Genomic DNA, 26,022 nt, shown 5'->3' with positions numbered 1-26,022 from the left:
ATCTGGGCCCATCGCAGCGATGCATCGGCCCGCTGCTCACTGACCCGACTCGACCTGACCAGGAGTCTCCAATGGCAGCAATCCTCTCGCTTCACGAGGCCGTGAAGCAGTTCATCCAGGATGGCGACAGTGTCGCCCTCGAAGGTTTCACCCACCTGATCCCGACCGCCGCCGGCCACGAGATCATCCGCCAGGGCAAGCGCGACCTGACCCTGGTGCGCATGACCCCGGATCTGATCTACGACCAGCTGATCGGCGCCGGTTGCGCGCGCAAATTGATCTTCTCCTGGGGCGGCAACCCGGGCGTGGGCTCGCTGCATCGCCTGCGCGACGCGGTGGAGAAACAGTGGCCCCACGCGATCGAGATCGAGGAGCACAGCCACGCCGACCTGGCCAACGCCTATGTCGCCGGTGCCTCCGGCCTGCCATTCGCGGTGCTGCGCGCCTACGCCGGTTCCGATCTGCCAAAGGTCAACCCGCTGATCAAGTCCGTCACTTGCCCATTCACTGGTGAAGTACTTGCCGCGGTACCGTCCGTGCGCCCGGACGTCACCGTGATCCATGCGCAGAAGGCCGATCGCAAGGGCAATGTGTTGCTGTGGGGCATCCTCGGTGTGCAGAAGGAAGCGGCGCTGGCAGCCAAGCGCTGCATCGTCACCGTCGAGGAGATCGTCGATGACCTGCAGGCGCCGATGAATGCCTGTGTGCTGCCCACATGGGCCCTCAGCGCGGTATGCCTGGTGCCTGGCGGCGCCCACCCTTCATACGCCCACGGCTACTACGAGCGCGACAACCGCTTCTACCAGGCCTGGGACCCGATTGCCCGCAACCGTGAATCGTTCACCGCCTGGGTCGACACCTATATCCGTGGCACCGCCGACTTCACCGAATTCCAGGCCAGGCTGGCCAGCACCGCGGAGGCCGCGCAATGAGCTACTCCACTTCCGAAATGATGACCGTCGCCGCCGCCCGTCGCCTGCGCAATGGCGCCGTCTGCTTCGTCGGCATCGGACTGCCTTCCAAGGCCGCCAACCTGGCGCGTCTGACCTCGTCGCCCGACGTGGTGTTGATCTACGAGTCCGGTCCGATCGGTGCCAAGCCCAGCGTGCTGCCGTTGTCCATCGGTGACGGCGAGCTGGCCGAGACCGCCGACACCGTGGTGCCTACCGGTGAGATCTTCCGTTACTGGCTGCAGGGTGGGCGCATCGATGTAGGGTTCCTCGGCGCTGCCCAGGTTGACCGCTTCGGCAATATCAACACCACCGTGGTCGGTGACTACCACGCGCCGAAGACCCGGCTGCCAGGTGCCGGCGGCGCCCCGGAGATCGCCGGTTCCGCCAAGCAGGTGCTGATCATCCTCAAGCAGTCGCCGCGGGCCTTCGTCGACAAGCTCGACTTCATCACCTCGGTGGGGCATGGCGAAGGCGGCGATTCACGTCAGCGCCTGGGGCTGCCGGGTGAAGGTCCGGTCGGCATCATCACCGACCTGTGCATCATGGAGCCGGAGGCGGGTACCCATGAGTTCGTGGTCACCTCGATCCACCCAGGCGTGACCCGCGAGCAGATCATCGCTGCCACTGGCTGGGCGATCCGCTTCGCCGACGACGTGCGGCAAACCACGGCTCCGAGCGAGGTAGAACTGTCCGCCCTGCGCGACCTCGAAGCGCGCACCGCCGCCGCCCATGGCCAGACGGCAGGAGAAGCCTGATGCGAGACGTCTTTATCTGCGATGCTGTGCGTACTCCTATCGGCCGTTTCGGCGGGGCCTTGGCCTGCGTGCGCGCCGACGACCTGGCGGCAGTGCCGCTCAAGGCGCTGATCGAGCGCAACCCGGATGTGCAATGGGATCAGCTCGACGAAGTGTTCTTCGGCTGTGCCAACCAGGCCGGCGAGGACAACCGTAACGTGGCGCGCATGGCGCTGTTGCTGGCCGGCTTGCCGCACAGCGTCCCAGGCGTGACCCTCAACCGCCTGTGCGCCTCGGGCATGGACGCCGTTGGCAGCGCCTTCCGGGCCATCGCCAGCGGCGAGATGGAGCTGGCGATTGCCGGTGGCGTCGAGTCGATGTCCCGCGCACCGTTCGTGATGGGCAAGGCCGAGAGCGGCTACTCGCGCAACATGAAGCTCGAGGACACCACCATCGGCTGGCGCTTCGTCAATCCGTTGATGAAGGCCCAGTTCGGTGTGGACTCGATGCCCGAGACCGCCGACAACGTCGCCGATGATTACCAGGTATCGCGTGCCGACCAGGATGCCTTCGCCCTGCGCAGCCAGCAGAAGGCTGCCGCCGCGCAGGCCGCCGGCTTTTTCGCCGAGGAAATCGTCCCGGTGCGTATCCAGCACCGCAAGGGTGAGACGGTGGTCGAGCACGACGAACATTTGCGCCCGCAGACCACGCTGGAGGCGCTGGCCAAGCTCAAGCCGGTCAACGGCCCGGACAAGACCGTTACCGCTGGCAACGCCTCGGGTGTCAACGACGGTGCCGCCGCGCTGATTCTGGCTTCGGCCGAGGCGGTGAAGACGCACGGTCTGACCCCACGTGCCCGGGTGCTGGGCATGGCCAGCGCTGGTGTGGCGCCACGGGTGATGGGTATCGGCCCGGTGCCCGCGGTGCGCAAGCTGACCGAGCGCCTTGGCATTGCCGTGGCCGACTTCGATGTCATCGAACTCAATGAAGCCTTTGCCAGCCAGGGCCTGGCAGTGCTGCGCGAGCTGGGTGTGGCAGACGATGCACCGCAGGTGAACCCCAATGGTGGCGCAATTGCCCTGGGGCATCCGCTGGGCATGAGCGGGGCACGTCTGGTGCTGACGGCGTTGCATCAGTTGGAGAAGAGCGGCGGGCGCAAGGGCCTGGCGACCATGTGCGTGGGCGTTGGGCAGGGGTTGGCGTTGGCCATAGAAAGGATCTGATCCTTTGGAACCCTCCGCTCGCACGAGCATGCCTGCCAGGCAGCGTGGGAGCGGCCTTGCCCCGAGATGAGGCCGTTAGCAATGACGCACGGGCAAGGCGGAACGAGTGTGTAACCAGGTATGTCTAGAATTACCTGTGACCCTCCAGGAGCAAACGCACCATGACCTCAACCTATTACACCGGCGAAGAACGCAGCAAGCGTATCTTCGCCATCGTCGGCGCCTCGTCGGGCAACCTGGTGGAATGGTTCGACTTCTATGTCTACGCCTTCTGCGCCATCTATTTCGCCCCGGCTTTCTTCCCCTCCGACGACCCCACGGTGCAGTTGCTCAACACCGCCGGTGTGTTCGCCGCGGGCTTCCTGATGCGCCCCATCGGTGGCTGGATCTTCGGCCGCCTGGCCGACCGTCACGGGCGCAAGAACTCGCTGATGATCTCGGTGCTGATGATGTGCGGCGGCTCGCTGATCATCGCCTGCCTGCCCACCTACGCCAGCATCGGCACCTGGGCGCCAGCGCTGCTGCTCCTGGCGCGGCTGATCCAGGGGCTGTCGGTGGGCGGTGAGTACGGCACCACCGCCACCTACATGAGTGAAGTGGCGCTGCGTGGCCAGCGCGGTTTCTTCGCCTCGTTCCAGTACGTCACCCTGATCGGCGGCCAGTTGCTGGCGGTGCTGGTGGTGGTGATCCTGCAACAACTGCTCACCGAGGACGAACTGCGCGCCTATGGCTGGCGCATCCCGTTCGTGGTCGGTGCCATTGCCGCGTTGATCTCGCTGATGCTGCGCCGTTCGCTGAAGGAGACCAGCAGCGCAGAGACCCGCCAGGACAAGGATGCCGGTAGCATCAGTGGGCTGTTTCGCAATCACGCCGCCGCGTTCATCACCGTACTGGGCTACACCGCCGGCGGTTCGCTGATCTTCTATACCTTCACCACCTACATGCAGAAGTACCTGGTCAACACCGCCGGCATGAATGCCAAGAGTGCCAGTTTCGTCATGACCGGCGCGCTGTTCCTGTTCATGATCCTGCAGCCGCTGTTCGGCATGCTCTCCGACCGCATCGGCCGGCGTAACTCGATGCTGCTGTTTGGCGCCCTGGGGACGCTCTTCACCGTACCCTTGCTGATGGCGCTGAAGACCGTGACCAGCCCGTTCATGGCCTTCGTGCTGGTAAGCCTGGCCTTGTGCATCGTCAGCTTCTACACCTCCATCAGCGGCCTGGTGAAGGCCGAGATGTTTCCGCCACAGGTTCGCGCATTGGGCGTGGGGCTGGCCTACGCCGTGGCCAACGCGGTGTTCGGCGGCTCGGCCGAATACGTGGCACTGGGCTTGAAAACCTTGGGCATGGAGAACACCTTCTACTGGTACGTAACCGCCATGATGGCGGTGGCCTTCCTGTTCAGCCTGCGCCTGCCGAAGCAGGCGGCGTACCTGCACCACGATCACTAAGGACGTTGCATGAGCAACCAACTGTTCGACGCCTACTTCACCGCCCCGGCCATGCGCGAGGTTTTCTCCGACCGGGGCCGGTTGCAGGGCATGCTCGACTTCGAGGCGGCCCTGGCTCGCGCCGAGGCGGCCGCCGGGCTGGTGCCGCACACGGCGGTGGCTGCCATCGAGGCGGCCTGCAAGGCCGAGCGCTACGATGCCCGGGCGCTGGCCGACGCCATAGCGGTGGCCGGCAATTCGGCGATCCCGTTGGTCAAGGCCCTGGGCAAGGTGGTCGCCAGTGGCGTACCTGAGGCCGAGCGCTACGTGCATCTGGGCGCCACCAGCCAGGATGCGATGGACAGTGGCCTGGTACTGCAACTGCGCGATGCCCTGGGATTGCTCGAAAACGATCTTGGCAAGCTGGCCGACACCCTGGCGCAGCAGGCTTTGCAGCATGCCGACACACCGCTGGTGGGGCGGACCTGGTTGCAGCATGCCACGCCGGTGACACTGGGCATGAAGCTGGCGGGTGTGCTCGGTGCCCTGACCCGCCATCGCCAACGCCTCAAGGAACTGCGTCCGCGCCTGCTGGTGCTGCAGTTTGGTGGCGCTTCCGGCAGCCTGGCGGCGCTGGGCAGCAAAGCGCTGCCGGTGGCCGAGGCCCTGGCCGCGCAACTGAAGCTGTCCTTGCCCGAACAGCCGTGGCACACCCAGCGTGACCGCCTGGTGGAGTTTGCCTCGGTGCTGGGCCTGGTCGCCGGCAGCCTGGGCAAGTTCGGCCGTGACGTCAGCCTGCTGATGCAGACCGAGGCGGGCGAGTTGTTCGAACCCGCCGCGCCGGGCAAGGGCGGGTCCTCGACCATGCCGCACAAGCGCAATCCGGTCGGGGCGGCGGTGTTGATCAGCGCCGCCACCCGTGTGCCCGGGCTGCTCTCGACCTTGTTCAGCGCGATGCCCCAGGAGCACGAACGCAGCCTTGGCCTGTGGCATGCCGAGTGGGAAACCCTGCCGGAGATCTGCTGCCTGGTCTCCGGTGCCCTGCGTCAGGCCCAGGTGATCGCCGAGGGCATGGAGGTGGACGCCGAACGCATGCGCAGCAACCTCGACCTCACTCAGGGCCTGGTGCTGGCCGAGGCGGTCAGTATTGTCCTCGCCCAGCGCCTGGGCCGCGACCGGGCCCATCACCTGCTGGAGCAGTGCTGCCAGCGCGCCGTGGCCGAAGGGCGCCATCTGCGTGCAGTGCTTGGTGATGAGCCGCAGGTCAACGCCGAGTTGTCCGGCGAGGAGCTCGACCGCTTGCTCGACCCCACCCATTACCTGGGCCAGGCCCGCGTCTGGGTGGCGCGCGCCGTGGCCGAACATCAACGTTTCACTGCCTGAAAGGAGACCGCTGTGGCGCATTTGCAACTGGCCGATGGCGTACTGAACTACCAACTCGATGGCCCGGCCGATGCGCAGGTGCTGGTGCTCTCCAACTCCCTGGGCACCGACCTGGGCATGTGGGATGAGCAGATTCCCGCCTGGAGCGAACACTTTCGCGTGCTGCGCTACGACACCCGTGGCCATGGCGGCTCGCTGGTCACTCAAGGCCCCTACAGCATCGAGCAGCTGGGGGGCGACGTGCTGGCCCTGCTCGAGGCGCTGGACATCGAGCATGCACACTTCGTCGGCCTGTCCATGGGCGGCCTGATCGGCCAGTGGCTGGGCATCAACGCCGGCCAGCGCCTGCACAGCCTGACCCTGTGCAACACTGCGGCAAAAATCGCCAACGACGAGGTCTGGAACTCCCGCATCGACGCGGTGCTCAAGGGTGGCCAGCAGGCCATGGCGGACCTGCGCGACGGCTCCATCGCCCGTTGGTTCACCCCGGCCTTCGCCCAGGCGCGGCCGGACGAGGCCCAGCGCATCTGCCAGATGCTCGCGCGCACCAATCCAGAAGGCTATGCCGCCAACTGCGCGGCGGTACGTGATGCCGATTACCGCGAACAGCTGGGGCGCATCCAGGTGCCGACGCTGGTGGTGGCGGGCTCTGCGGACGTGGTGACCACGCCTGAGCATGGCCGCTTCATGCAGCGCCGCATCGTCAACGCGACCTATGCCGAATTCCCGGCGGCGCACCTGTCCAACGTCGAGATCGGCGCGGCCTTCAGCGCCCGTGTGCTCGATTTCCTGCTGGCCCGCTGAGGAACCTGCCATGGATGAGAAACAACGTTACGATGCCGGCATGCAGGTGCGCCGCGCGGTGCTCGGCGATGCCCACGTGGACCGCAGCCTGGAAAAGCTCAATGACTTCAACGGCGAGTTCCAGGAGATGATCACCCGGCACGCCTGGGGCGATATCTGGACCCGCCCCGGCCTGCCCCGGCACACCCGCAGCCTGATCACCATCGCCATGCTGATCGGCATGAACCGCAACGACGAGCTCAAACTTCACCTGCGCGCAGCCGCCAACAACGGCGTGACGCGTGAGGAGATCAAGGAAGTGATCATGCAGAGCGCGATCTACTGCGGGATCCCGGCGGCCAATGCCACGTTCCATCTGGCCGAGTCGGTGTGGGATGAACTGGGGGTGGAGTCCAGGCAGTAACGCATCGCGGGGCAAGTCGCATCGGCGCACCGATGCGACTTGCCCCGCGATTACTTCACACGACTGCTTTCTTCTGGCGAACGGCGACAGGCCCGGCATTGGCCTCCACGGCCTTTTTCAGTTCGCCACACAAGCCAGCCATGAACGCCAGCTCCGCCACCACGAACAGCGGCCCGACGATCAGCCCGCTCAGGTCATCGACGAATGCCGGCTTGCGCCCTTCGTAGGCATGTCCGACGAACTGGATGATCCACCCCACCACGAACGCACCTAGCCCGGCACTCAACCACAGCCCGGTACTCTGCACGGCCAGTGCCTGGCCGGCCCATAGGCACAATCCCAGCAGCAGCCCCATCACCAGGCCGAAGCGCAGGTCCAGGCGCAGGTAGAACCACACCGACCAGAGCGCCAGCAGCAGCGCTGGCGACAGCCACAGCCCCGCCACGTCCCAACCTGGGCGTGACAGCAGCACGGCCACGGCCAGCACGATCAGCGGAATGCCGATGAAGTGGGTGGCGATGTTCCGTGGATCGCGGTGGTAGGCCGCGTATTGACTCAGGTGCTCGACGAGGTTTTTCATTGTTGTTCCTCCATCAGGGGTGAGCACAGCTTGCCCCTGTTCATTCATCGTCGTCTGTCGCCTGGCCGACAGAGTTCGCTTTGCGAGGTGCCATGCACGATCCGCGCACTCAACTGCTGCATGGCCAATGGTTCCGGCAATTGCCCGTTACCGTTCAGGATAGTCTGCTGGCCCTGGGCCGTCCGCGTGAACTGGCAGCGGGGCAGCGTCTGTTCCAGCGTGGCGATGCGCCGTGTGGCCTGTATGCGGTACTCGAAGGGGCGATGCGGGTCGGAGCGGTCAGCAGCGCAGGCAAGGAGGCGTTGCTGACGCTGGTCGAGTCACCCCATTGGTTCGGCGAGATCAGCCTGTTCGATGGCCAGCCGCGCACCCATGACGCCTATGCCGAGGGGCCGACACGCCTGCTGTGGATTCCCCAGGCGCCGTTGCTGGAATGGTTGGCGTGCCAGCCAGAGCACTGGCGCGACCTGGCCCTGCTGATGAGCCAGAAGTTGCGCTGGGTGTTCGTCGCCCTCGAGCAGCAGAGCCTGCTGGCCGCCGCGCCGCGGGTGGCGCAGCGCCTGTTGCAGATGGCCGAAGGCTACGGTGAGCGCGATGTTGCCCAATGGCGGTTGCAAGTGTCCCAGGAACAGTTGGCCCTGATGCTGTCGCTGTCGCGCCAGACCATCAACCAGATCCTCAGGAGCCTCGAACAGGCCGGCGTGGTGCGCCTGGGCTATGGCGAGGTGGAGATTGTCGATGCGCCACGTCTGCGGGCGATGGGGCAGCATCAAGGCTGACCAGGGTATCGATCATCGCCCGCGCCGCCGGTGACAGGCGATAACCGCTGCGGCTAACTACCCCGCAGCGCACGCTGAGCACTTCCATGCCCGGCGGCAGGTTGCGCCAGTGCAGACGCACCAGATGGCCGGCGGCCAGGTCCTCGGCCACTGCTTCTTCGCTGGCCGTGCCGATGGCGTCGCTGGCCATTACCACGTTGCGCAGCACTGCCAGGTGTTCGGTCTGCAGGTGCGGGGTGAAGTCATTGCGCCCGCTGAGGTTGGCCAGGCGTTTGCGCACACCGGGAGCGAGCAGGGCGCTGGCCAGTGGGTAGGTGAACAGGTCGTTGGTCGACAGGCTGTCCTTTGCCAGCAGTGGGTGCCCGGGACGGCAGAAGAACAGGCCTGGACGCGGGGACAGTGCCTCGGTGTGGAAGTAGGGATCGGCCTCGAAGGGACGTACGTCATCGACGAAGAACTCGATCTGCTCGCGACGCAGGGCCTGGCCCAGGCGCTCGGCGTTGTCCACCAGCAAGTCGGTGCGGATGCCGGGATGAGCCCCGATAAAATGTTGCAGGGCCTGGGGCACCAGGCGCACGGCCAGGGCCGGGCCGCTGCCGAAGTGCAGCTCTCCGGCATCGAGCTTGGTCATCTGCAGGACGTCATGGTTCAGTTGCGCGGCGCCCTGGACCAGGCGACGGGCATGTTGCAACACCACTTGGCCCTCGGGGGTGGGGGGCAATGCCTTGCTGGCACGATCGACCAGGGCGCAACCAAAGGTATGTTCGAGGTTCTGGATTGCGCGGCTGAAGGCGGGTTGGGTGATGCCCATGGCATCGGCGGCGCGGACGAAACTGCGGTATTCGATGAGGGCGATGAAATAGCGCAGTTGGCGGAGGTCCATGCTCGGGCTCTGGTGCGGGATCAGAGCTTGGTTTTAGCGGCTTGTTACATATAGCGTCAAAGAATGTTATTTGATTTGGATATGTCTTCTGGTTATTTGCCGGACGGCAGGTCCCATCGCGGGCAAGCCCACGCCGCTCCTGCATTGTGCAGGCGTGAGCGGGCTTGCCCCGCGATGGCCTCAAAGGAGATTGAACGGATAGCTGACAATCAGGCGGTTCTCATCGAACGCGTTGCTGCTGAAATCCCTGCGCATGGTCGAATTGCGCCACTTCACCGACAGGTCCTTGAAGGTCCCGGCCTGCACCACGTAGGCCAGCTCGGTCTCCCGGGCCCACTCCTTGCCATCGTCCACCCCTCCGGCATGCACGTTGTCGCCTTTGATGTAGCGGTTCATCAAGGTCAGGCCGGGGATGCCGACGGTGACGAAATTGAAGTCGTGACGCAGTTGCCAGGAGCGCTCCTTGGCATTGTCGAAGCTGGCGTTGTAACTGTCGTTGGCCAGCGTGCCGCCACTGGTGCCGTTGACACGCATCCAGGCGTCATCGCCACTGACCTTCTGCAGGCCGATATAGAAGGTGTGGCCTTGATATCGCGCCGAGAGCATGGCCGAGACGGTGCGGTTGTCCAGGTCGCCGGCGCGGGCGCTGCCATCCTCCTTGCCGAGGAAGTAGCCCAGATTGGCGCCCAAGGTCCAGTCGCCCAACGGCTGGCTGTGCACCAGGTTCAGATACTGCTGGCGATAAATGTCTTTTAGCCGGGCATCCCACAGGCCGACCATCGTGCGTTTGTCGTTGAAGCTGTATTCGCCGCCGGCGAAGTTGAAGCGGTCGGAGGTGATACCGGCGCGCCCCTGCATGAACATGTCTTCCATGCTCGCATCGTTGCGCGGGCTGTTGCCGCGGAACTGGCCGGCGTACAGGGTCAGGCCGTCGATCTCCTTCGAGGTGAGCTGACCGCCGCGGAACGTCTGCGGCAGCGAGCGGCCATCGTCCGAACGCAGGATCGGCAGCACCGGCATCCACTCGCCTACTTTGAGCTCGGTCTGCGACAGGCGCGTCTTGAACGCCACCCCCAGGCGGCCGAAATCATCCGCCGGGCGACCGTCGTCATGCACCGGCAGCAGGTGGGTGCCGGCTGTACCCTTGCCGCCATCGAGCTTGACCGAGTAGAGCCCCAGCACATCGATGCCGAAACCGACGGTGCCCTGGGTGAAGCCGGAGCGGGCGTCGAGAATCAAGCTCTGGGTCCATTCCTCGGCTTTGCCCTGGGGGTTGGCCGGGTCGACGAAGTTGCGGTTGATGTAGAAGTTGCGCAGGTTGAGGCTGGCCTTGGCGTCTTCCAGGAAGCCACCTTCGGCGGCCACGCCGGGCAGGGCGCAGGACAGGGCCAACAGGCCGGGCAGCAGCTGGCGTGCGGGTTGCAAAGTGCTCATCTGTCGTGGATCTCTTGTTTTTATTGGGCGAGCCGGGTCGCTGCGGGTGCGGCCGCAGGGGTAGGCATCTTTAGAGAGAACTTGTGCAACGTTGCGCAGGCGATGGTGCGGGGGAGGGTGGGGGCTAGGCAATTCGTGGATCGCGGAACGGGGCGATTATCGAACGTAATGTTGATCGACTGGCATCGCGGGGCAAGCCCGCTCCCACGCGATTCTCCAGGTTGAAGAGCAACGTGGGAGCGGGCTTGCCCCGCGATGAGGCCTGTACGGGCAACAAAAAGCCCACCGCGAGGGTGGGCTTGGTGCCGTTACCGGTCCAGTCAGCCTTTCGGTGTCTGGATCGAGGCTTGCTGCTGGGTCTGCTCGTACCAGCCGCCGCCGAGGGCCTTGTACAGGTTGACCTCGCTGACCAGCTGCGACAGGCGATCACCGATCAGCGACTGCTGGGCGCTGAACAGGTTGCGCTGGGCATCGAGGAAGGTCAGGTTGCTGTCGATACCGATGCGGTAGCGGCGCTCGGCCAGGCGGTAGTAGTCCTGGTTGGCGGCCACCAGGTCACGCTGGGCCTGCAGCTGCTCTTCGAACGTCTTGCGTGCGGCCAGGCCATCGGCGACTTCCTGGAAGGCGGTCTGGATGGTCTTTTCGTACTTGGCGACGTTGATGTCCTTCTGGATCTTCGAGTAGTCCAGGCTGGCCCGCAGGCTGCCGGCGTTGAAGATCGGCAGGTTGATCTGCGGCTGGAACAGCCAGGTGCCCGAACCGCCCTTGAACAGCCCGCCCATGTCCGGGCTCAGGGTGCCGGCGTTGGCGGTCAGGCTGATGCTCGGGAAGAACGCGGCCCGCGCCGCGCCGATGTTGGCGTTGGCGGCCTTGAGCAGGTGCTCGGCCTCCTGGATATCAGGGCGGCGCTGCAGGATGTCGGACGGCAGGCCGGCCGGCACTTCGGCCAGCTGGTCGGCATTGAGCTCCAGCGGCTTGGGCAGGTTGGCCGGCACGCCGGTACCTACCAGCACGGTGAGGCTGTTCAGGTCCTGGGCGACCAGGCGCTGGTACTGCGACAGCTTGACGCGTGCGCCTTCGACGGCAGTGCGCGCCTGGCTCAGGTCCAGGGCCGAGGCGACACCCACCTCATTGCTGCGGCGGGTGAGGTTGTAGCTCTCTTCGTACGTCTTGAGCGTTTCCTCGGTCAGCTTCAGCAGCGCCTGGTCGGCTTGCCAGGTGTAGTAGGCGTTGGCCACGCTGGCCACCAGGCTGATCTGCGTGGAGCGGCGCGCCTGTTCGCTGGACAGGTAGGTTTCCAAGGCCTGCTGGGTCAGGCTGCGCACCCGGCCGAACAGGTCCAGCTCATAGGCGCTGACACCCAGGGTGGCCGAGTACTGGCTGCTGATGGTGGATTCGCCGGTCTGCGACATGTTCGCCGGCATCCGCTGGCGGCTGCCGCTGCCATTGGCGGAAACCGCCGGCAGCAGGTCGGCGCGCTGGATGCGGTACTGCGCGCGGTAGGCGTCGATGTTCAGCGCCGCGACCCGCAGGTCGCGGTTGTTTTCCAGCGACGTCTGGATCAGTTGCTGCAGCGCCGGGTCGTGGAAGAACTGGCGCCAGCCCTGTTCGGCCGCAGCGACGTCGGCCGATTGGGTCGGCGAGTACGCAGGGCCTTGCGGCCACTGCGCGGCCACCGGCGCCTCGGGCGTCTGGTAGTCGGGGATCAGCGAGCAACCGCCGAGGATGAAGGCGGTTACCGCCAGGGACAACAAAGACTTGGTCATTGCCCAGCCTCATAACGTGGAGTTTCAGGGGTGGCGTGTTCTTTCGGCTCTTTGCTGCCGAACAGCGACGACACTGCGACGAAGAATAGCGGTACCCAGAAGATGGCCAGCACGGTGGCGCTGATCATGCCGCCGATCACACCGGTGCCGATGGCGTGCTGGCTACCGGCACCAGCGCCGCTGGCGATGGTCAACGGTACCACGCCGAGGATGAACGCCAGCGAGGTCATGATGATCGGGCGCAGACGCATGCGGCAGGCCTCGATGGCTGCGTCGTACAGGCTTTTGCCCTGTTCGTGCAGCTCTTTGGCGAACTCGACGATCAGGATGGCGTTCTTCGCCGCCAGGCCGATGGTGGTCAGCAGGCCGACCAGGAAGTACACGTCGTTGGACAAGCCGCGCAGGCTGGTGGCGAGCAGGGCACCGATGATACCCAATGGCACCACCAGCACGACCGCGATCGGGATCGACCAGCTTTCGTACAGCGCCGCCAGGCAGAGGAACACGAACAGCACCGAGAGGGCGAACAGCGCCGGCATTTGCGAGCCGGAGAGTTTTTCCTCGTAGGACATGCCGGTCCAGGAGAAGCCGATGCCGGTTGGCAGTTCGCCGGCGATGCGTTCGACTTCGGCCATGGCCTCACCGGTACTGTAGCCCGGCGCCGGGGTACCGAGGATCTCGACCGCTTCCACGCCGTTGTAGCGCGACAGCTTCGGCGAGCCATAGCTCCATTCGCCCTTGGCGAACGAGGAGAACGGCACCATCTCGCCCTTGCCGTTGCGCACGTACCACTTCTGCAGGTCTTCCGGGCTCATCCGGGCGTTTGGCGCACCCTGGATGTAGACCTTCTTGACCCGGCCACGGTCGATGAAGTCGTTGACGTAGCTACCGCCCAGGGCGATCGACAAGGTGTTGTTGATGTCGGCGATGGTCACGCCCAGGGCGCTGGCGCGTTCGTCGTCGATGGTGAGCTGGTACTGCGGCTCGTCGTTCAGGCCGTTCGGACGCACGGCGCTGAGGATCTTGCTCTGCGCGGCCTTGGCCAGGAACTGGTTGCGTGCTTCCATCAGTTTTGCATGGCCGACCCCGGCGCGGTCCTGGAGGAACACGTCGAAGCCGGTGGCGTTACCCAGTTCGAGTACCGCCGGCGGGGCGAAGGCGAACACCATCGCGTCGCGGAAGCTGAAGAAGTGCATCTGCGCGCGCTGGGCGAGAGCGAACACGCTGTTCTCCTTCGAGCGCTCGCCCCAAGGCTTGAGCATGATGAATGCCATGCCCGAGCTCTGGCCGCGGCCGGCGAAATTGAAGCCGTTGACGGTGAACACGGATGCCACGGTATCGGCTTCCTTGTCGAGCAGGTACTCGCGCATCTGGTCGACCACCACCTGGGTGCGCTCGGCACTGGAGCCGGCCGGGGTCTGTACCTGGGCGAACAGCACGCCCTGGTCTTCCTCTGGCAGGAATGCGGTCGGAATGCGCGCGAACAGCCAGATCATGCCGACTACGATCAGCGCGTAGGCCAGCAGGAACGGGATCTTGTTGCGCAGGATGGTGCCGACGCTCCGCTCATAGCCGACGACGCTGCGGTCGAAATTGCGGTTGAACCAGCCGAAGAAGCCGCGCTTGGCCACATGGTGCTCGCCCTTCTTCAATGGCTTGAGCATGGTGGCGCACAAGGCCGGGGTGAAGATCAGCGCGACCAGCACCGACAGGCCCATGGCCGAGACGATGGTGATGGAGAACTGGCGATAGATCACACCGGTGGAACCGCCGAAGAAGGCCATCGGCAGCAGTACCGCCGACAATACCAGGGCGATACCCACCAGGGCGCCCTGGATCTGCTCCATGGAGCGCTTGGTCGCCTCCTTGGGCGGCAGTCCTTCCTCGGACATCACCCGCTCGACGTTCTCCACCACGACGATGGCATCGTCCACCAGCAGGCCGATGGCCAGGACCATGGCGAACATGGTCAGGGTGTTGATGCTGAAGCCGGCGGCGGCGAGGATGCCGAAGGTACCCAGCAATACCACCGGTACGGTCATGGTGGTGATGATGGTGGCGCGGAAGTTCTGCAGGAACAGGTACATCACCAGGAACACCAGGACCACCGCTTCGATCAGGGTGTGGATTACCCCGCTGATCGATTCGGTGACCACCGGGGTGGTGTCATACGGGAACACTGCCTTCACCCCCGGTGGGAAGAACGGCTCGAGGCCGCTGATGGTCGTGCGCAGCGCCTTGGCGGTATCCAGGGCGTTGGCGCCGGTGGCCAGCTTGACCGCCAGGCCCGAGGCCGGCTTGCCGTTGTACTGGGCGCTGATGGCGTAGTTTTCGCCGCCCAGGCCAACCTGGGCCACGTCGCCCAGGCGTACCTGGGAACCGTCGGCATTGACCTTGAGCAGGATCTTCTCGAACTGCTCGGCGGTCTGCAGACGGGTCTTGCCGATGATGGTGGCGTTGAGCTGGGTACCTGGCAGCGCCGGCAGGCCGCCGAGCTGGCCGGAGGATACCTGCACGTTCTGCGCGGCGACCGCAGTGCGCACGTCGACCGGGGTCAGCTGGAACTTGTTCAGCTTGGCCGGATCCAGCCAGATACGCATGGCGTACTGCGCACCGAACACCTGGAAGTCGCCCACGCCTGCGGTCCGCGAGATCGGGTCCTGCATGTTGGAGACGATGTAGTTGGCCAGGTCGTCCTTGGTCATGCTGCCGTCTTCGGACACCAGGCCGATCACCAGCAGGAAGTTCTTCACTGCCTTGGTGACGCGGATACCTTGCTGCTGCACTTCCTGCGGCAACAGCGGGGTGGCCAGGTTCAGCTTGTTCTGTACCTGGACCTGCGCGGTGTCCGAGTTGGTGCCCTGCTCGAAGGTGGCGGTGATGGTCATGCTGCCGTCGGAGTTACTTTCCGACGACACATAACGCAGGTTGTCGATCCCGTTGAGCTGCTGCTCGATCACCTGCACCACGGTGTCCTGCACGGTCTGCGCCGAGGCGCCCGGGTAGGTCACGGAGATGGCGATGGCCGGCGGGGCGATGCTCGGGTACTGGTTGATCGGCAGCTTCAGGATCGACAGGGCGCCGACCAGCATGATCACCAGGGCGATCACCCAGGCGAAGATCGGGCGATCGATAAAGAACTTCGACATGGTTTACTCCGCTTTGGCGTCAGCTTTGGCCGTGTTGGCCTGAGCAGCGCTGGCCGGCTTCTTGACGTTGGTGGCTTCGCTGACCTTGACCTCGACGCCTGGTCGCACGAACTGCAGCCCTTCGGTGATCAGACGGTCGCCCGGGTTCAGGCCTTCCTCGATCAGCCAGTCACTGCCCAGGGTGCGGCTGGCCTTGAGCTGGCGCAGTTCGACCTTGTTCTCCTGGTTGACCACCAGCGCGGTCGGCGCACCCTTGAGGTCACGGGTCACGCCCTGTTGCGGGGCCAGGATGGCGTTGGCGTTGACGCCGGCCTTGAGCCGCGCATGCACGAACATGCCGGGCAGCAGGGTGTGGTCGGGGTTGGGGAAGATCGCGCGCAGAGTGACGGAACCGGTGGTCTCGTCGACCGCGACTTCGGAGAACTCCAGGCGGCCCTGTTGCTTGAACAGGCTGCCGTCTTCCAGCACCAGCTGAACCTGGGCGGCGTTGTCGCCGGCCTTCTGCAACTGGCCGCTTTCCAGGTCACGGCGCAGCTTGAGCAGCTCGGCGGTGGACTGGGTGACGTCGACGTAGATCGGGTCGAGCTGCTGGATGGTGGCCATGGCGTTGGTCTGGCCGTTGTTCACCAGGGCGCCTTCGGTGACCGAGGAGCGGCCGACGCGGCCACTGATCGGGGCCAGCACCTTGGTGTAGCGCAGGTCGATCTGGGCGCTCTTGAGCGATGCCTCGGCCTGCAATCGTTTGGCATTGGCGTCATCGTATTCCTGCTTGGAGACGGCCTGCTCGTCGATCAGTTGCTTGTAACGCTCGGCCAGCGAGCGGGTAGCCTGCAGGTTGGCCTGGGCGTTGGCCAGGTTCGCCTCGTAGACGGCTGGGTCGATCTGGTAGAGCTGTTGCCCTTCCTTGACGTCGCTGCCTTCCTTGAACAGGCGCTTGAGAATGATGCCGTTCACCTGTGGGCGGACCTCGGCCACACGGTAGGCGCTGGTGCGCCCCGGCAGTTCCGAGGTCAGGGTGAAGGCTTGCGGTTGTACGGTCACGACGCCGACCTGAGGAGCCTGCGGCGCAGGCGCTGCTTCCTCTTTCTTACAGCCACTGAGCAGGGTTGCCAGGGCCACGGCGGAAACCAGGGCGGTTACGGCTGGCTTGAATTGCATGAGGATCCTCGGGTCGCAGGAGCAGGGGAGCTCAAGAATATAGTGGAAGTGCTTTGTCAGAAAAACGCTATCCGGTGGATAAATAGCTTGCTAAGGAATATACTTACATTCATGGTTGTTTGTAAATAGTGCCGGTGCGTCGTGGGTGACCACCGTCTATCGCCCAAATCCACCCGGGAGCGGCCCTGAAAGAGCCTGCCCCGGCCTGATTCCCGCCCGCCAGATTGAGCGCGCGGGGCCTGATGAGGTTGTACTGCCATGGTCCGTCGAACCAAAGAAGAAGCCCAGGAAACCCGCGCCCAGATCATCGAGGCGGCGGAGAAGGCCTTCTACAAGCGCGGGGTAGCGCGTACCACCCTGGCCGACATCGCTGAGCTCGCCGGCGTCACTCGCGGGGCGATCTACTGGCACTTCAGCAACAAGGCCGAGTTGGTGCAGGCGCTGCTCGACAGCCTGCACGAGACCCATGACCACCTGGCCCGCGCCAGTGAGAGCGAGGATGAGCTCGATCCGCTTGGCTGCATGCGCAAGCTGTTGCTGCAAGTGTTCAACGAGTTGGTGCTCGATGCCCGAACCCGGCGTATCAACGAAATCCTGCATCACAAGTGCGAATTCACCGACGACATGTGTGAGATTCGCCAGCAGCGTCAGGGCGCGGTGCTGGACTGTCATCAAAGCATTGCCCTGGCCTTGGGTAATGCCGTACGCCGCGGCCAGTTGCCTGCCGAGCTCGAGATCGACCGGGCTGCGGTGGCCATGTTTGCCTATGTGGATGGCCTGATCGGCCGCTGGCTGCTGCTGCCGGAAAGCTTCGACCTGTTGGGCGATGTCGAGAAATGGGTCGACACCGGGCTGGATATGCTGCGCTTGAGCCCTGGCTTGCGCAAATGACACTTTGTTAACGATTGTGAGGAAGTGTTATCCCTTTTCGGTTAACGCAGGATTAATAACCTGGAAGCGGTCTTGCCCGGCAATGACAACCTTCAGGCCGTGATGTCGCCTGGGCGGACGCTATCGCGGGGCAAGCCCGCTCCCACGCCTTTCAGCGCCCGCGCAACTGTCTGTCCGGCAAGGCCAGCGCCGCCAACAGGCCGATCAGCGAAGCCCCGGCACTGACCAGCAACAGGTCGCGGAAGGTTTCCAGCAAACGCGCCTGGGTGTGCGGATCCGCCTCGCCCGCCTTGAGGCTGCCCAGCAGCGGGTTGCCCAGCACTTCGAAGCCACCCTGGTGCAACCACGCCAGCAACAGGCTGGACATGCACGCCACCCCCATCGCCCCGCCCAGCGAGCGGAACAGGTTGGTGGTGCTGGTCGCCACGCCGATGTCCTTGCTGTCCACCGCGCTTTGCGTGCCCACCAGCGAGGTGGGAAATTGCAGGCCGCAGGCAATGCCTGTCAGCAGCATGAACAGTGCGCTCTGTAACCAGGCTTGCGGCGGCGTCAGTGCCATGGCTGCGATGGCCATTGGCATCAACAGCGCGCCTGTGAGGATCTGTGGCTTGAAGCGCCCGGTGCGGCTGGTCATGCGTCCACCGGTAAAGGCGCCGATGGGCAGCCCCATGGCCAGCGGCAGCAAGTGCAGTGCCGCGCTGTCGGCGCCGGCACCGGTGATGCCCTGGTAGCGCAGGGGCATCAGCATGGTCAACGAGATTGACTGGAAGCTGGCAAAGAAGATCACGCACCAGCACAGCACCGCGACCCGGTTGCCGAACAGGCCCAGAGGCAACAGTGGTTCGCGACAGCGCCGCTCGTGGACTATGAACGCCGTCAGCCCCAGCAGTGCGCAGGCCAGCAACGCCAGGACCTCGGACGACCGCCAGGCATGCCCCTGGCCGACCAGGGTGATGCCCAGCAGCAGGCTACCCAGACCGAGGATCATCAGCGCCGCGCCGAGGTAGTCGACCTGTGCCTGGCGATGCTTGACCGGCAACCCGTCCAGCGCCCGGTGGATCACCCACAGCGCGATCAGCCCCAGCGGCAGGTTGATCCAGAACACCCAGCGCCAGGACAGGTACTCGGTCAGCCAGCCGCCCAGCACCGGCCCGGCGACGCTGGCCAGGGCATACATGCTGCTGAAATAGCCCTGGTAGCGGCCGCGTTCACGAGGTGGCACGAAGTCGCCGATGATTGCCTGGCTGACCGACACCATGCCACCCGCACCGATACCCTGGAGCACCCGCGCCAGCACCAGTTGCGGCATGTCCTGGGCCAGGCCGCAGGCCACCGAAGCCAGGGTGAACAGGGCGGTGCCGGTGAGGATCATGCGCCGCCGCCCATAAAGGTCACCAAGCTTGCCGTAGATCGGCACGGCGATGGTCATGGCGACCATGTAGCCAGAGATGACCCAGGCCAGCAGGCCGACATCGTCGAACTGGGCGGAGATCGCCGGCAGCGACACGGCGACGATGGTCTGGTCGAGGGCACCGAGGAAGATCGCCAGCATCAGGGCGGTAAGAACGCTGCGCAGAACGGTGGGGGGCAGGGCGGCGGTCACGGTGGATACCTTGTGGTCAGAGCTGGCGCGATCGCGAGGCATCGAGGGAGCGGGCTTGCTCCGTGATGGGCTCATTCGTGGTGGGGCATTGTACCCTGAGTTACATAGCTACCTATGTACTCCGTGCATCCCCTATGCAAGATCGGCATTGGCGCATTCATCCAGCGCTGCATGGCCGCGTGATATCGTGGCAGGGCCGCAGAGGCTGAAATCCGTGGCCTGCACCAGGTTGGTGCAACTATTTTCCACAGGTTTCGCGTCGCTGTATGTCCACACCTTATATTCCTCTGCCTGCATGTCGAGCATGACCGCCCTGATGGCGACGGTTGGAACAGTCAGGTAGACCCGATACAGGGGTCGGTTGTCAGCCGTTCACCATTTCTCATTACAAGCGGAGTGATCATGCCCAAGGCTTCCCACCACGATCTGCGTTTTGCCTTCCGCGAACTGCTTGCTTCAGGTTCGTGCTATCACACCGCGTCGGTCTTCGACCCGATGTCAGCCCGTATTGCCGCCGACCTTGGTTTTGAAGTCGGCATTCTGGGTGGTTCGGTCGCCTCGCTGCAGGTCCTGGCCGCGCCGGACTTCGCCCTGATCACCCTGAGCGAGTTTGTCGAGCAGGCTACCCGTATCGGCCGTGTCGCCCAGTTGCCGGTGCTTGCCGACGCCGACCACGGCTACGGCAATGCGCTCAACGTGATGCGCACGGTGATCGAACTGGAACGCGCTGGCGTTGCCGCGCTGACCATCGAGGATACCTTGCTGCCGGCCCAGTTCGGTCGCAAGTCCACCGACCTGATCTCGGTGGAGGAGGGCGTGGGCAAGATCCGCGCGGCACTGGAGGCGCGGGTCGATTCGGCCCTGGCGATCATTGCGCGCACCAATGCCGGCGTGCTGACCACCGAGGAAATCATCGTGCGCACCCAGAGCTACCAGAAGGCGGGCGCCGATGGTATCTGCATGGTGGGGGTCAAGGACTTCGCGCAGCTTGAACAGATTGCCGAGCACCTGAGCGTGCCGTTGATGCTGGTGACCTACGCCAACCCGAGCCTGCGCGACGACGAGCGCCTGGCGCGCCTGGGCGTGCGTATCGTGGTTGACGGCCATGCCGCCTACTTCGCCGCGATCAAGGCCACCTACGACTGCCTGCGCCAGCAGCGTGGCCTGCAGCACAAGTCGGACAGCCTCGGTGCCACCGAGCTTTCGCACACCTACACCCAGCCCGAGGACTACATTCGCTGGGCGAAAGAGTACATGAGCGTCGAGGAGTGATCCGACCTACCTGACGGCGCTCAGCGTGGCGCTGTGGGGAACGCAATGCTCATGGACGCAACTGTTGGCCGTGTTGGGCTGGCTGCGTAGCAGCTCCACCCGCCAGCAGGCCGAGCCATAGAGCCCGGCTACCGCGAGCAGGGCGAAGACGAGGGCGCAACGCCTGGATTTGATACTCATGGTGCGGACCTCCTGTTGGTGCAACAGGTGATACCTTCAAGCATAGGCCCAATGCGCGTATCTGCACCGTCTTGACTCAGCTCAACCCCTTGTCCCACTCCGGTTCGTCGCCAAACCGCTGCGCGAGAAAGTCCAGCATGCTGCGCAATGTCGCCGGCATGTGCTTGCGCGAGGTGTACACCGCATTCAGGGTAAGTTCCCGCGGCTTGGCTTGCGGCAGCAATCGCACCAGCTCGCCACTGCGCAGTGCGGCTGCTGCCTGGTAGGTGGGCAGCATGGCGATGCCGGCATGGGCCAGGGCGGCTTTCTGCAGGGTCATGGCCTCGTTGGCGCTTATGTTGCCCTGCACCGGCACGGCGACGCTCTGCCCGCCCACCTCGAAATGCCACAGGCTGTGACCGAAGTAGGCGTGGGTCAGGCAGTTGTGCTGGCTCAACGCCTCGACCCGGTCCGGCGTACCGTGCTCGCGCAGGTAGGCGGGGCTGGCGCAGACCACCGAGCGGCACACGCTCAGGCGCCGGGCGATGAGGTTGGGGTCGACATCGTTGCTGGTGCGGATCGCCAGGTCGATGCGCTCGTCCACCAGGTTGATGGTGCGGTCGAGCATCTGCAGCTCAACCTTCACCCCGGGGTAGCGTTTGACGTAGGCCGCCAGCGCATCCACCAGCTGGGCTTGGCCGAACGAGGTGCTGACGCTGATGCGCAGCTCGCCACGGGGCGCGTCGTCCGGCTGGCGCACGGCGCTTTGCAGGTCGCCGGCCAGCTCCAGCATCTGCCGACAACGTGGCAAGGTCTCAAGGCCTGCCGCCGTCAGGCTGAGCTTGCGGGTGGTGCGTTGCATCAGGCGTGCCCCGACCCAGTCCTCCAGCTCCGCCAGGTAGCGGGATACCACGGGCCTGGAGAGTTCCAGGTGGTCCGCGGCGGCCGACTGGCTGCCCAGGTCGACGACGGTGACGAATACGCGCATGGCGTTGAGCCGATCCATGATCTGTCCGATTTCAGAAACAAACTATGTCGAAGCATCGCATTTTTTGTATTGGATCGGGCAACTAAGCTTGCACCCATCGTCCCACTCACAGGATCTTGCAATGTCTCTCTTCACGCCCCTTCGCGGCCTGCTGCTGGCCTGCCTTACCCTCGGCGGCCAGGCCATGGCTGCCGAACCGCTCAAGCTGGACGCCTACAACCCCGGTCACGCGGCGATCTTCCCGGTCAGCTCGGTGATCGTCAGCGGTGCCCACGACGCCATCCTGGTCGACGCCCAGTTCGGCAAGGCCCAGGCCGAGCAGGTGGTCGAGCGCCTGCGTGCCAGCGGCAAGCAACTGACCACCATCTATGTCAGCCATGGCGACCCGGACTTCTACTTTGGCCTGGACACCATCACCCAGGCGTTCCCCAAGGCCCGCGTAGTCGCCTCGGCCGCCACGGTCGAGCATATCCGCAAGACCATGGATGCCAAGCTGGCCTATTGGGGCCCGCAGATGGGCGCGGACAAACCGGCACGTCTGGTTGTACCGCAGGTATTGCAGGGTGATCGCCTGGAACTGGAAGGCCAGGCACTGCAGGTCGTCGGCCTGGACGGTCCGCAGCCGGACCGCAGCTTCGTCTGGATTCCCTCGATCAAGGCAGTGGTCGGTGGCGTGGTGGTTTCCGAGCACATCCACGTGTGGATGGCTGATACCCAGACCGCGCAATCCCACGCCGACTGGCTGAAGACCCTGGCGAACATCGAGCAGCTCGCGCCGCGCACGGTGATCCCGGGGCATTACCTGGGCGACAGCAGCCGTTCGCTGGACGCGGTGCGCTTTACCGCCGGCTACATTGGTGATTTCGAAATCGAGACCGCCAAGGCTGCCAATGCCGCCGCGCTGATCGCGGCGATGCAGCAGCGCTACCCGAACCTGGGTGACGAGAGCTCCCTGGAATTGGGCGCCAAGGTCGCCAAGGGCGAGATGAAGTGGTAACCCCTTTCAACCTGTTGGAGTGTTTCCCATGAGCAAGATCGCAATCATCGGCGCCACCGGGCGCGCCGGCAGCCAGTTGCTGGAAGAGGCCCTGCGTCGGGGCCACAGTGTGGTGGCCATCGCCCGCAATCCGAGTGCGTTGCAAGGCCGTGACGGTGTGACGGTCAAGGCGCTGGATGCCAAGGACAGTGCCGCCTTGCAGGCGGCGGTGACGGGCTGTGACGCGGTGCTGAGCGCGGCGCATTTCTCGACCATCGAGCCTGGCGCGATCATCGAGCCGGTCAAGCGTGCCGGGGTCAAGCGCCTGCTGGTGGTGGGCGGCGCTGGCAGCCTGCTGCTGCCGTCCGGGCACCGGGTGATCGACAGCCCGGATTTCCCGGAAGCCTACAAGGCCGAGGCCAATGCCGGTGTGCGCTTCCTCGATACGCTGCGCCAGGAGCCGACCCTGGACTGGACCTTCCTGTCGCCGTCGGCGGAGTTCGTTGAAGGCGAGCGCAGCGGGCACTACACCCTGGGCAAGGATCACCTGCTGATCGGCGCCGACGGCAAGAGCTGGATCACCTTTGCCGACTATGCCATCGCCATGCTCGACGAGCTGGAGAAGCCGGCGCATTCGCGGGCACGGTTCACGGTCGGCTGCTGAGGCGTCTGCATCGCGGGGCAAGTCGGGGCCCCGCGATTGATGTCATGTGCGGGCACGCGCCTGCAGCCACTCCATCAACTCGACCAACCCCGTGGGCATGCTCTTCGACGGGCTGACCAGGTAATACCCCTTCCCGGTCGTCACCTTCAGCTCGAACGGCATGCACAAACGCCCGGCGCGCAGGTCGTCGCCTATCAGCGAGAAATCGCCGATGGCGATCCCGGTCCCCTGGGAGGCCATGGCCATCGCCATGTCCAGTGTCTCGAAGTGCTGCTTCGGTCCCTGGGGTTCGACGCCGGCATTGGCCGCCTGCAACCACAACCGCCAGTCGTGCTCGTCCCGAGAGGGGTGCAGCAGCATCTGCCGCGCCAGGTCCTGCAATTGCAAGGGGACGCTAGATATCGATGGTGCGCAGACCGGTGTCAGTTGTTCATCGAACAGCTTGCGTACCTGCAGCCCATGGTTCGGCACCGCGCCATACACAACGGCCGCATCGAAGCCCTCGCGGCGAAAATCCACGCCATGCTGCACCGTGGTGGTCAATTCCACCGGCACATCCGGGCGTAGCGCCTGCCATTCCAATAGCCGCGGCAGCAGCCAGCGCATCACGCAGGTCGGCGCCTTGAGCTGCAGCGTCGTACTGCGCCCGCCGACTTCGCGCACGCCTTGCTCGATCAGGGCGAAGACCTGCTGCACCCGAGGCAGCCAGTCCTGTCCTTCGCGGGTCAGGGCCAGGCCACGGGCCTGGCGCTGGAACAGCGCATAGCCCAGATGTTCCTCGAGCCCGGCGATCTGTCGGCTGACCGCGCCCTGGGTGATATGCAACTGTTGCGCGGCACGGGTGAAGTTGCAGTGCTGCGCGGTCACCAGGAAGGTGTGCAGAGCGGGGAGGGGCGGCAGGCGTTTCATTGTGACAAGCCATGATATGAGGTCATGGCTAGTATGTGTTTTTTTGCATTGTGGCGGTAGTCGGCACTTGGTTCCATGAGCACCAGTCTCAACAAGAATCGGGTACTCGAAGATGGCAACCTGTGGCGAAGTGCTGGTCAAACTCCTCGAAGGCTATGGTGTCGACCATGTCTTCGGCATTCCCGGCGTGCATACCGTGGAACTCTACCGCGGCCTGGCTGCCTCCTCGATCCGCCACATCACCCCGCGCCACGAGCAGGGCGCCGGGTTCATGGCCGACGGCTACTCGCGTACCCGGGGCAAGCCTGGTGTGTGCTTCATCATCACCGGCCCGGGCATGACCAACATCACCACCGCCATGGGCCAGGCCTACGCCGACTCGATCCCGATGCTGGTGATTTCCAGCGTGCAGTCGCGCAGTCAGTTGGGTGGCGGGCGCGGCAAGTTGCACGAACTGCCCAACCAGGCCGGGCTGGTGGCAGGGGTGGCGGCGTTTTCGCATACCTTGATGAGTGCCGACGATCTGCCCGAGGTGTTGGCTCGCGCTTTCGCAGTGTTCGACGGTGGCCGTCCGCGTCCGGTGCATATCGAGATTCCGCTGGATGTGCTGGTGGAGCCCGCAGATCACCTGCTACCGGCCCGCCCGGTGCGCACCGCCCGGGCGGGCGCGGCGCCGCAGACCGTGCAGCAGATGGCCATGCGCCTGGCCAAGGCGCGCCGGCCGTTGATCCTTGCCGGCGGTGGTGCCCTGGACGCCGCCGCCGGGCTGGCCAGGCTGGCCGAGCACCTGCAGGCGCCGGTAGCGCTGACGATCAATGCCAAGGGGCTGCTGCCGGCCAACCATCCGCTGCAGATCGGCTCGACCCAGACTTTGCCGGCCACCCGTGCGCTGGTGGCCGAGGCCGACGTAGTGCTGGCCATCGGCACCGAGCTGGCCGAGACCGATTACGACGTGACGTTCAAGGGTGGTTTCGAGATTCCCGGCAGCCTCCTGCGGATCGATATCGACCCGGACCAGACGGTGCGCAACTACCCGCCCGAACTGGCCCTGGTGGCCGATGCCGCACAGGCGACCGAGGCCCTGCTGGTGGCCCTGCACATGCAGGCGCAACCACTGCGTGATGGTCACTGGGGCGCTGCTCGGGCCGCCCGACTGCGCCAGGAAAACGCAGCCACCTGGGACCAGCCGACCTTGAGCCAGACCCGTTTGCTGAACAGCATCCTGGAAACCCTGCCGGATGCCGTGCTGGTGGGCGATTCGACCCAGCCGGTCTACACCGGCAACCTGACCCTGGACATGACCCGGCCACGCCGCTGGTTCAACGCGTCAACGGGCTACGGCACGCTGGGCTACGCGTTGCCGGCGGCCATGGGCGCCTGGCTCGGCAGCGCCGAAGTGCGCGCCGCGCGTGCGCCCACGGTATGCCTGATCGGTGATGGCGGGCTGCAGTTCACCCTGCCCGAACTGGCCAGTGCAGTCGAGGCGCAGGTGCCGCTGATCGTGCTGCTGTGGAACAACCAGGGGTACGAGGAAATCAAGAAGTACATGGTCAATCGGGCGATCGAGCCGGTCGGTGTGGACATCCACACCCCGGACTTCATCGGCGTGGCGCGGGCGCTGGGGGCCGACGCCGAGTCGGTGGCTGACGTGGCGCAGTTGCAGGCGGCGCTGGGCCGAGCGGTGGAGCGCCTGGGGCCGACGTTGATCCAGGTGGATCAGGGGCAATGGCAGTTGGCGGTGCAAGGCTGACTGCGCCACGAGGGCTGTGCCCTCGATTCGCCGGCAAGCCGGCTCCCACCCCTATCGCGCCGCCTCAGGTTAAGCGCCATCCCTGTGGGAGCTGGCTTGCCAGCGATGAGGCCATTACAAACCACACAAGA

General features: G+C 65.0%; 24 protein-coding genes. 13 read left to right on the top strand and 11 right to left on the bottom strand.

The window, feature by feature from the left end; translation table 11 throughout:
* Positions 1–71: 71 nt before the first annotated feature.
* From LOY42_RS21095 to pcaC, 7 genes are all read left to right on the top strand, one after another.
* Entirely contained in the window at positions 72–932 is an 861-nt protein-coding gene (locus LOY42_RS21095) for a CoA transferase subunit A (RefSeq protein WP_102682778.1), read from the top strand.
* A complete protein-coding gene (locus LOY42_RS21090; protein WP_139669423.1) occupies positions 929–1,708 on the top strand; it encodes a CoA-transferase subunit beta in 780 nt (259 codons plus the stop codon). The genes LOY42_RS21095 and LOY42_RS21090 overlap by 4 nt, the downstream gene beginning before the upstream one ends.
* The gene (gene pcaF, locus LOY42_RS21085) at positions 1,705–2,910 is read left to right on the top strand and encodes a 3-oxoadipyl-CoA thiolase (RefSeq protein ID WP_177485997.1); all 1,206 of its coding nucleotides are present in this window, start codon (positions 1,705–1,707) and stop codon (positions 2,908–2,910) included. Before LOY42_RS21090 ends, pcaF begins: the two co-directional genes overlap by 4 nt.
* A 161-nt stretch (positions 2,911–3,071) precedes the next feature.
* Complete coding sequence (locus tag LOY42_RS21080) at positions 3,072–4,361, top strand: MFS family transporter (protein WP_102682775.1); 1,290 nt, start codon at positions 3,072–3,074, stop codon at positions 4,359–4,361.
* Positions 4,362–4,370: 9 nt separating this feature from the next.
* A complete protein-coding gene (locus tag LOY42_RS21075) occupies positions 4,371–5,723 on the top strand; it encodes a 3-carboxy-cis,cis-muconate cycloisomerase (RefSeq protein ID WP_139669429.1) in 1,353 nt (450 codons plus the stop codon).
* A gap of 12 nt (positions 5,724–5,735) precedes the next feature.
* Complete coding sequence (gene pcaD, locus LOY42_RS21070) at positions 5,736–6,527, top strand: 3-oxoadipate enol-lactonase (RefSeq protein WP_110697642.1); 792 nt, start codon at positions 5,736–5,738, stop codon at positions 6,525–6,527.
* Between the two features lie 10 nt (positions 6,528–6,537).
* Positions 6,538–6,930 carry a 4-carboxymuconolactone decarboxylase gene (gene pcaC, locus LOY42_RS21065; protein WP_070093782.1) on the top strand — a complete coding sequence of 131 codons (393 nt, stop codon included), beginning with the start codon at positions 6,538–6,540 and terminating at the stop codon, positions 6,928–6,930.
* A 55-nt stretch (positions 6,931–6,985) separates the two neighbouring features.
* Here the strand turns inward: pcaC and LOY42_RS21060 are convergent, their stop codons facing one another.
* Positions 6,986–7,510, bottom strand: a complete 525-nt coding sequence (locus LOY42_RS21060) for a DUF962 domain-containing protein (protein WP_102682772.1) — start codon at positions 7,508–7,510, stop codon at positions 6,986–6,988.
* 92 nt (positions 7,511–7,602) lie between these two features.
* On the opposite strand from LOY42_RS21060, the gene LOY42_RS21055 reads away from it, so the two are divergent.
* Positions 7,603–8,289, top strand: a complete 687-nt coding sequence (locus tag LOY42_RS21055; RefSeq protein ID WP_258599139.1) for a Crp/Fnr family transcriptional regulator — start codon at positions 7,603–7,605, stop codon at positions 8,287–8,289.
* On the opposite strand, the gene LOY42_RS21050 is transcribed toward LOY42_RS21055, so the two are convergent.
* From LOY42_RS21050 to ttgA, 5 genes are all read right to left on the bottom strand, one after another.
* The gene (locus LOY42_RS21050; RefSeq protein ID WP_258599138.1) at positions 8,189–9,172 is read right to left on the bottom strand and encodes a LysR family transcriptional regulator; all 984 of its coding nucleotides are present in this window, start codon (positions 9,170–9,172) and stop codon (positions 8,189–8,191) included. The two genes, LOY42_RS21055 and LOY42_RS21050, sit on opposite strands and share 101 nt — an antisense overlap.
* Before the next feature lie 180 nt (positions 9,173–9,352).
* Entirely contained in the window at positions 9,353–10,606 is a 1,254-nt protein-coding gene (locus LOY42_RS21045) for an OprD family porin (protein WP_258599137.1), read from the bottom strand.
* 320 nt (positions 10,607–10,926) lie between these two features.
* Positions 10,927–12,372, bottom strand: coding sequence for an AdeC/AdeK/OprM family multidrug efflux complex outer membrane factor (locus LOY42_RS21040; protein WP_046856915.1), 1,446 nt, complete (start codon positions 12,370–12,372; stop codon positions 10,927–10,929).
* Positions 12,369–15,521 carry a multidrug efflux RND transporter permease subunit TtgB gene (ttgB, locus tag LOY42_RS21035; protein WP_102682767.1) on the bottom strand — a complete coding sequence of 1,051 codons (3,153 nt, stop codon included), beginning with the start codon at positions 15,519–15,521 and terminating at the stop codon, positions 12,369–12,371. Before ttgB ends, LOY42_RS21040 begins: the two co-directional genes overlap by 4 nt.
* Before the next feature lie 3 nt (positions 15,522–15,524).
* Positions 15,525–16,679, bottom strand: coding sequence for a toluene efflux RND transporter periplasmic adaptor subunit TtgA (ttgA, locus tag LOY42_RS21030; protein ID WP_102682766.1), 1,155 nt, complete (start codon positions 16,677–16,679; stop codon positions 15,525–15,527).
* Positions 16,680–16,937: 258 nt separating this feature from the next.
* On the opposite strand from ttgA, the gene ttgR reads away from it, so the two are divergent.
* Positions 16,938–17,570: an efflux transport transcriptional regulator TtgR gene (ttgR, locus tag LOY42_RS21025; RefSeq protein ID WP_023630222.1), complete on the top strand. Its 633-nt coding sequence runs from the start codon at positions 16,938–16,940 to the stop codon at positions 17,568–17,570.
* Positions 17,571–17,721: 151 nt separating this feature from the next.
* Here ttgR and LOY42_RS21020 read toward each other — a convergent pair whose 3' ends face one another.
* Both LOY42_RS21020 and LOY42_RS21015 read right to left on the bottom strand, forming a co-directional pair.
* Complete coding sequence (locus LOY42_RS21020; RefSeq protein ID WP_258599135.1) at positions 17,722–19,173, bottom strand: MDR family MFS transporter; 1,452 nt, start codon at positions 19,171–19,173, stop codon at positions 17,722–17,724.
* Positions 19,174–19,305: 132 nt separating this feature from the next.
* Positions 19,306–19,479 carry a hypothetical protein gene (locus tag LOY42_RS21015; RefSeq protein ID WP_258599133.1) on the bottom strand — a complete coding sequence of 58 codons (174 nt, stop codon included), beginning with the start codon at positions 19,477–19,479 and terminating at the stop codon, positions 19,306–19,308.
* A gap of 96 nt (positions 19,480–19,575) precedes the next feature.
* On the opposite strand from LOY42_RS21015, the gene LOY42_RS21010 reads away from it, so the two are divergent.
* Complete coding sequence (locus LOY42_RS21010; protein ID WP_258599131.1) at positions 19,576–20,445, top strand: oxaloacetate decarboxylase; 870 nt, start codon at positions 19,576–19,578, stop codon at positions 20,443–20,445.
* A gap of 6 nt (positions 20,446–20,451) precedes the next feature.
* On the opposite strand, the gene LOY42_RS21005 is transcribed toward LOY42_RS21010, so the two are convergent.
* Together LOY42_RS21005 and LOY42_RS21000 are read right to left on the bottom strand one after the other, a co-directional pair.
* Complete coding sequence (locus LOY42_RS21005) at positions 20,452–20,625, bottom strand: hypothetical protein (RefSeq protein ID WP_173862428.1); 174 nt, start codon at positions 20,623–20,625, stop codon at positions 20,452–20,454.
* A 76-nt stretch (positions 20,626–20,701) separates the two neighbouring features.
* Positions 20,702–21,610 (bottom strand): LysR family transcriptional regulator, encoded by a 909-nt coding sequence (locus tag LOY42_RS21000; RefSeq protein ID WP_258599129.1) that lies wholly within the window; start codon positions 21,608–21,610, stop codon positions 20,702–20,704.
* A gap of 103 nt (positions 21,611–21,713) precedes the next feature.
* Between LOY42_RS21000 and LOY42_RS20995 the strand changes: the two genes are divergently transcribed.
* Positions 21,714–22,589, top strand: a complete 876-nt coding sequence (locus tag LOY42_RS20995; protein ID WP_258599127.1) for an MBL fold metallo-hydrolase — start codon at positions 21,714–21,716, stop codon at positions 22,587–22,589.
* Positions 22,590–22,617: 28 nt separating this feature from the next.
* Complete coding sequence (locus LOY42_RS20990; RefSeq protein WP_258599125.1) at positions 22,618–23,232, top strand: NAD(P)-dependent oxidoreductase; 615 nt, start codon at positions 22,618–22,620, stop codon at positions 23,230–23,232.
* A 42-nt stretch (positions 23,233–23,274) separates the two neighbouring features.
* Here LOY42_RS20990 and LOY42_RS20985 read toward each other — a convergent pair whose 3' ends face one another.
* Positions 23,275–24,141, bottom strand: a complete 867-nt coding sequence (locus LOY42_RS20985; protein WP_139669444.1) for a LysR substrate-binding domain-containing protein — start codon at positions 24,139–24,141, stop codon at positions 23,275–23,277.
* A gap of 112 nt (positions 24,142–24,253) precedes the next feature.
* On the opposite strand from LOY42_RS20985, the gene LOY42_RS20980 reads away from it, so the two are divergent.
* Entirely contained in the window at positions 24,254–25,891 is a 1,638-nt protein-coding gene (locus LOY42_RS20980) for a 5-guanidino-2-oxopentanoate decarboxylase (RefSeq protein WP_258599123.1), read from the top strand.
* Positions 25,892–26,022 lie beyond the last annotated feature (131 nt).

The sequence above is a fragment of the Pseudomonas sp. B21-023 genome, assembly GCF_024749165.1.
Taxonomy (GTDB): Bacteria; Pseudomonadota; Gammaproteobacteria; order Pseudomonadales; family Pseudomonadaceae; genus Aquipseudomonas.
This window is presented reverse-complemented; position numbering and strand designations above follow the sequence as displayed.

Coding starts and splice junctions, on each gene's coding strand:
- LOY42_RS21000 (WP_258599129.1), bottom strand. CDS start 21,610: ATGGATCGGCTCAACGCCATGCGCGTATTCGTCACCGTCGTCGACCTG.
- LOY42_RS21055 (WP_258599139.1), top strand. CDS start 7,603: ATGCACGATCCGCGCACTCAACTGCTGCATGGCCAATGGTTCCGGCAA.
- LOY42_RS21010 (WP_258599131.1), top strand. CDS start 19,576: ATGCCCAAGGCTTCCCACCACGATCTGCGTTTTGCCTTCCGCGAACTG.
- LOY42_RS21095 (WP_102682778.1), top strand. CDS start 72: ATGGCAGCAATCCTCTCGCTTCACGAGGCCGTGAAGCAGTTCATCCAG.
- LOY42_RS20985 (WP_139669444.1), bottom strand. CDS start 24,141: ATGAAACGCCTGCCGCCCCTCCCCGCTCTGCACACCTTCCTGGTGACC.
- LOY42_RS21045 (WP_258599137.1), bottom strand. CDS start 10,606: ATGAGCACTTTGCAACCCGCACGCCAGCTGCTGCCCGGCCTGTTGGCC.
- LOY42_RS20995 (WP_258599127.1), top strand. CDS start 21,714: ATGTCTCTCTTCACGCCCCTTCGCGGCCTGCTGCTGGCCTGCCTTACC.
- LOY42_RS21050 (WP_258599138.1), bottom strand. CDS start 9,172: ATGGACCTCCGCCAACTGCGCTATTTCATCGCCCTCATCGAATACCGC.
- ttgR (WP_023630222.1), top strand. CDS start 16,938: ATGGTCCGTCGAACCAAAGAAGAAGCCCAGGAAACCCGCGCCCAGATC.
- LOY42_RS20990 (WP_258599125.1), top strand. CDS start 22,618: ATGAGCAAGATCGCAATCATCGGCGCCACCGGGCGCGCCGGCAGCCAG.
- LOY42_RS21015 (WP_258599133.1), bottom strand. CDS start 19,479: ATGCTCGACATGCAGGCAGAGGAATATAAGGTGTGGACATACAGCGAC.
- LOY42_RS21075 (WP_139669429.1), top strand. CDS start 4,371: ATGAGCAACCAACTGTTCGACGCCTACTTCACCGCCCCGGCCATGCGC.
- pcaC (WP_070093782.1), top strand. CDS start 6,538: ATGGATGAGAAACAACGTTACGATGCCGGCATGCAGGTGCGCCGCGCG.
- ttgA (WP_102682766.1), bottom strand. CDS start 16,679: ATGCAATTCAAGCCAGCCGTAACCGCCCTGGTTTCCGCCGTGGCCCTG.
- LOY42_RS21040 (WP_046856915.1), bottom strand. CDS start 12,372: ATGACCAAGTCTTTGTTGTCCCTGGCGGTAACCGCCTTCATCCTCGGC.
- LOY42_RS21005 (WP_173862428.1), bottom strand. CDS start 20,625: ATGAGTATCAAATCCAGGCGTTGCGCCCTCGTCTTCGCCCTGCTCGCG.
- LOY42_RS20980 (WP_258599123.1), top strand. CDS start 24,254: ATGGCAACCTGTGGCGAAGTGCTGGTCAAACTCCTCGAAGGCTATGGT.
- LOY42_RS21080 (WP_102682775.1), top strand. CDS start 3,072: ATGACCTCAACCTATTACACCGGCGAAGAACGCAGCAAGCGTATCTTC.
- LOY42_RS21090 (WP_139669423.1), top strand. CDS start 929: ATGAGCTACTCCACTTCCGAAATGATGACCGTCGCCGCCGCCCGTCGC.
- LOY42_RS21060 (WP_102682772.1), bottom strand. CDS start 7,510: ATGAAAAACCTCGTCGAGCACCTGAGTCAATACGCGGCCTACCACCGC.
- ttgB (WP_102682767.1), bottom strand. CDS start 15,521: ATGTCGAAGTTCTTTATCGATCGCCCGATCTTCGCCTGGGTGATCGCC.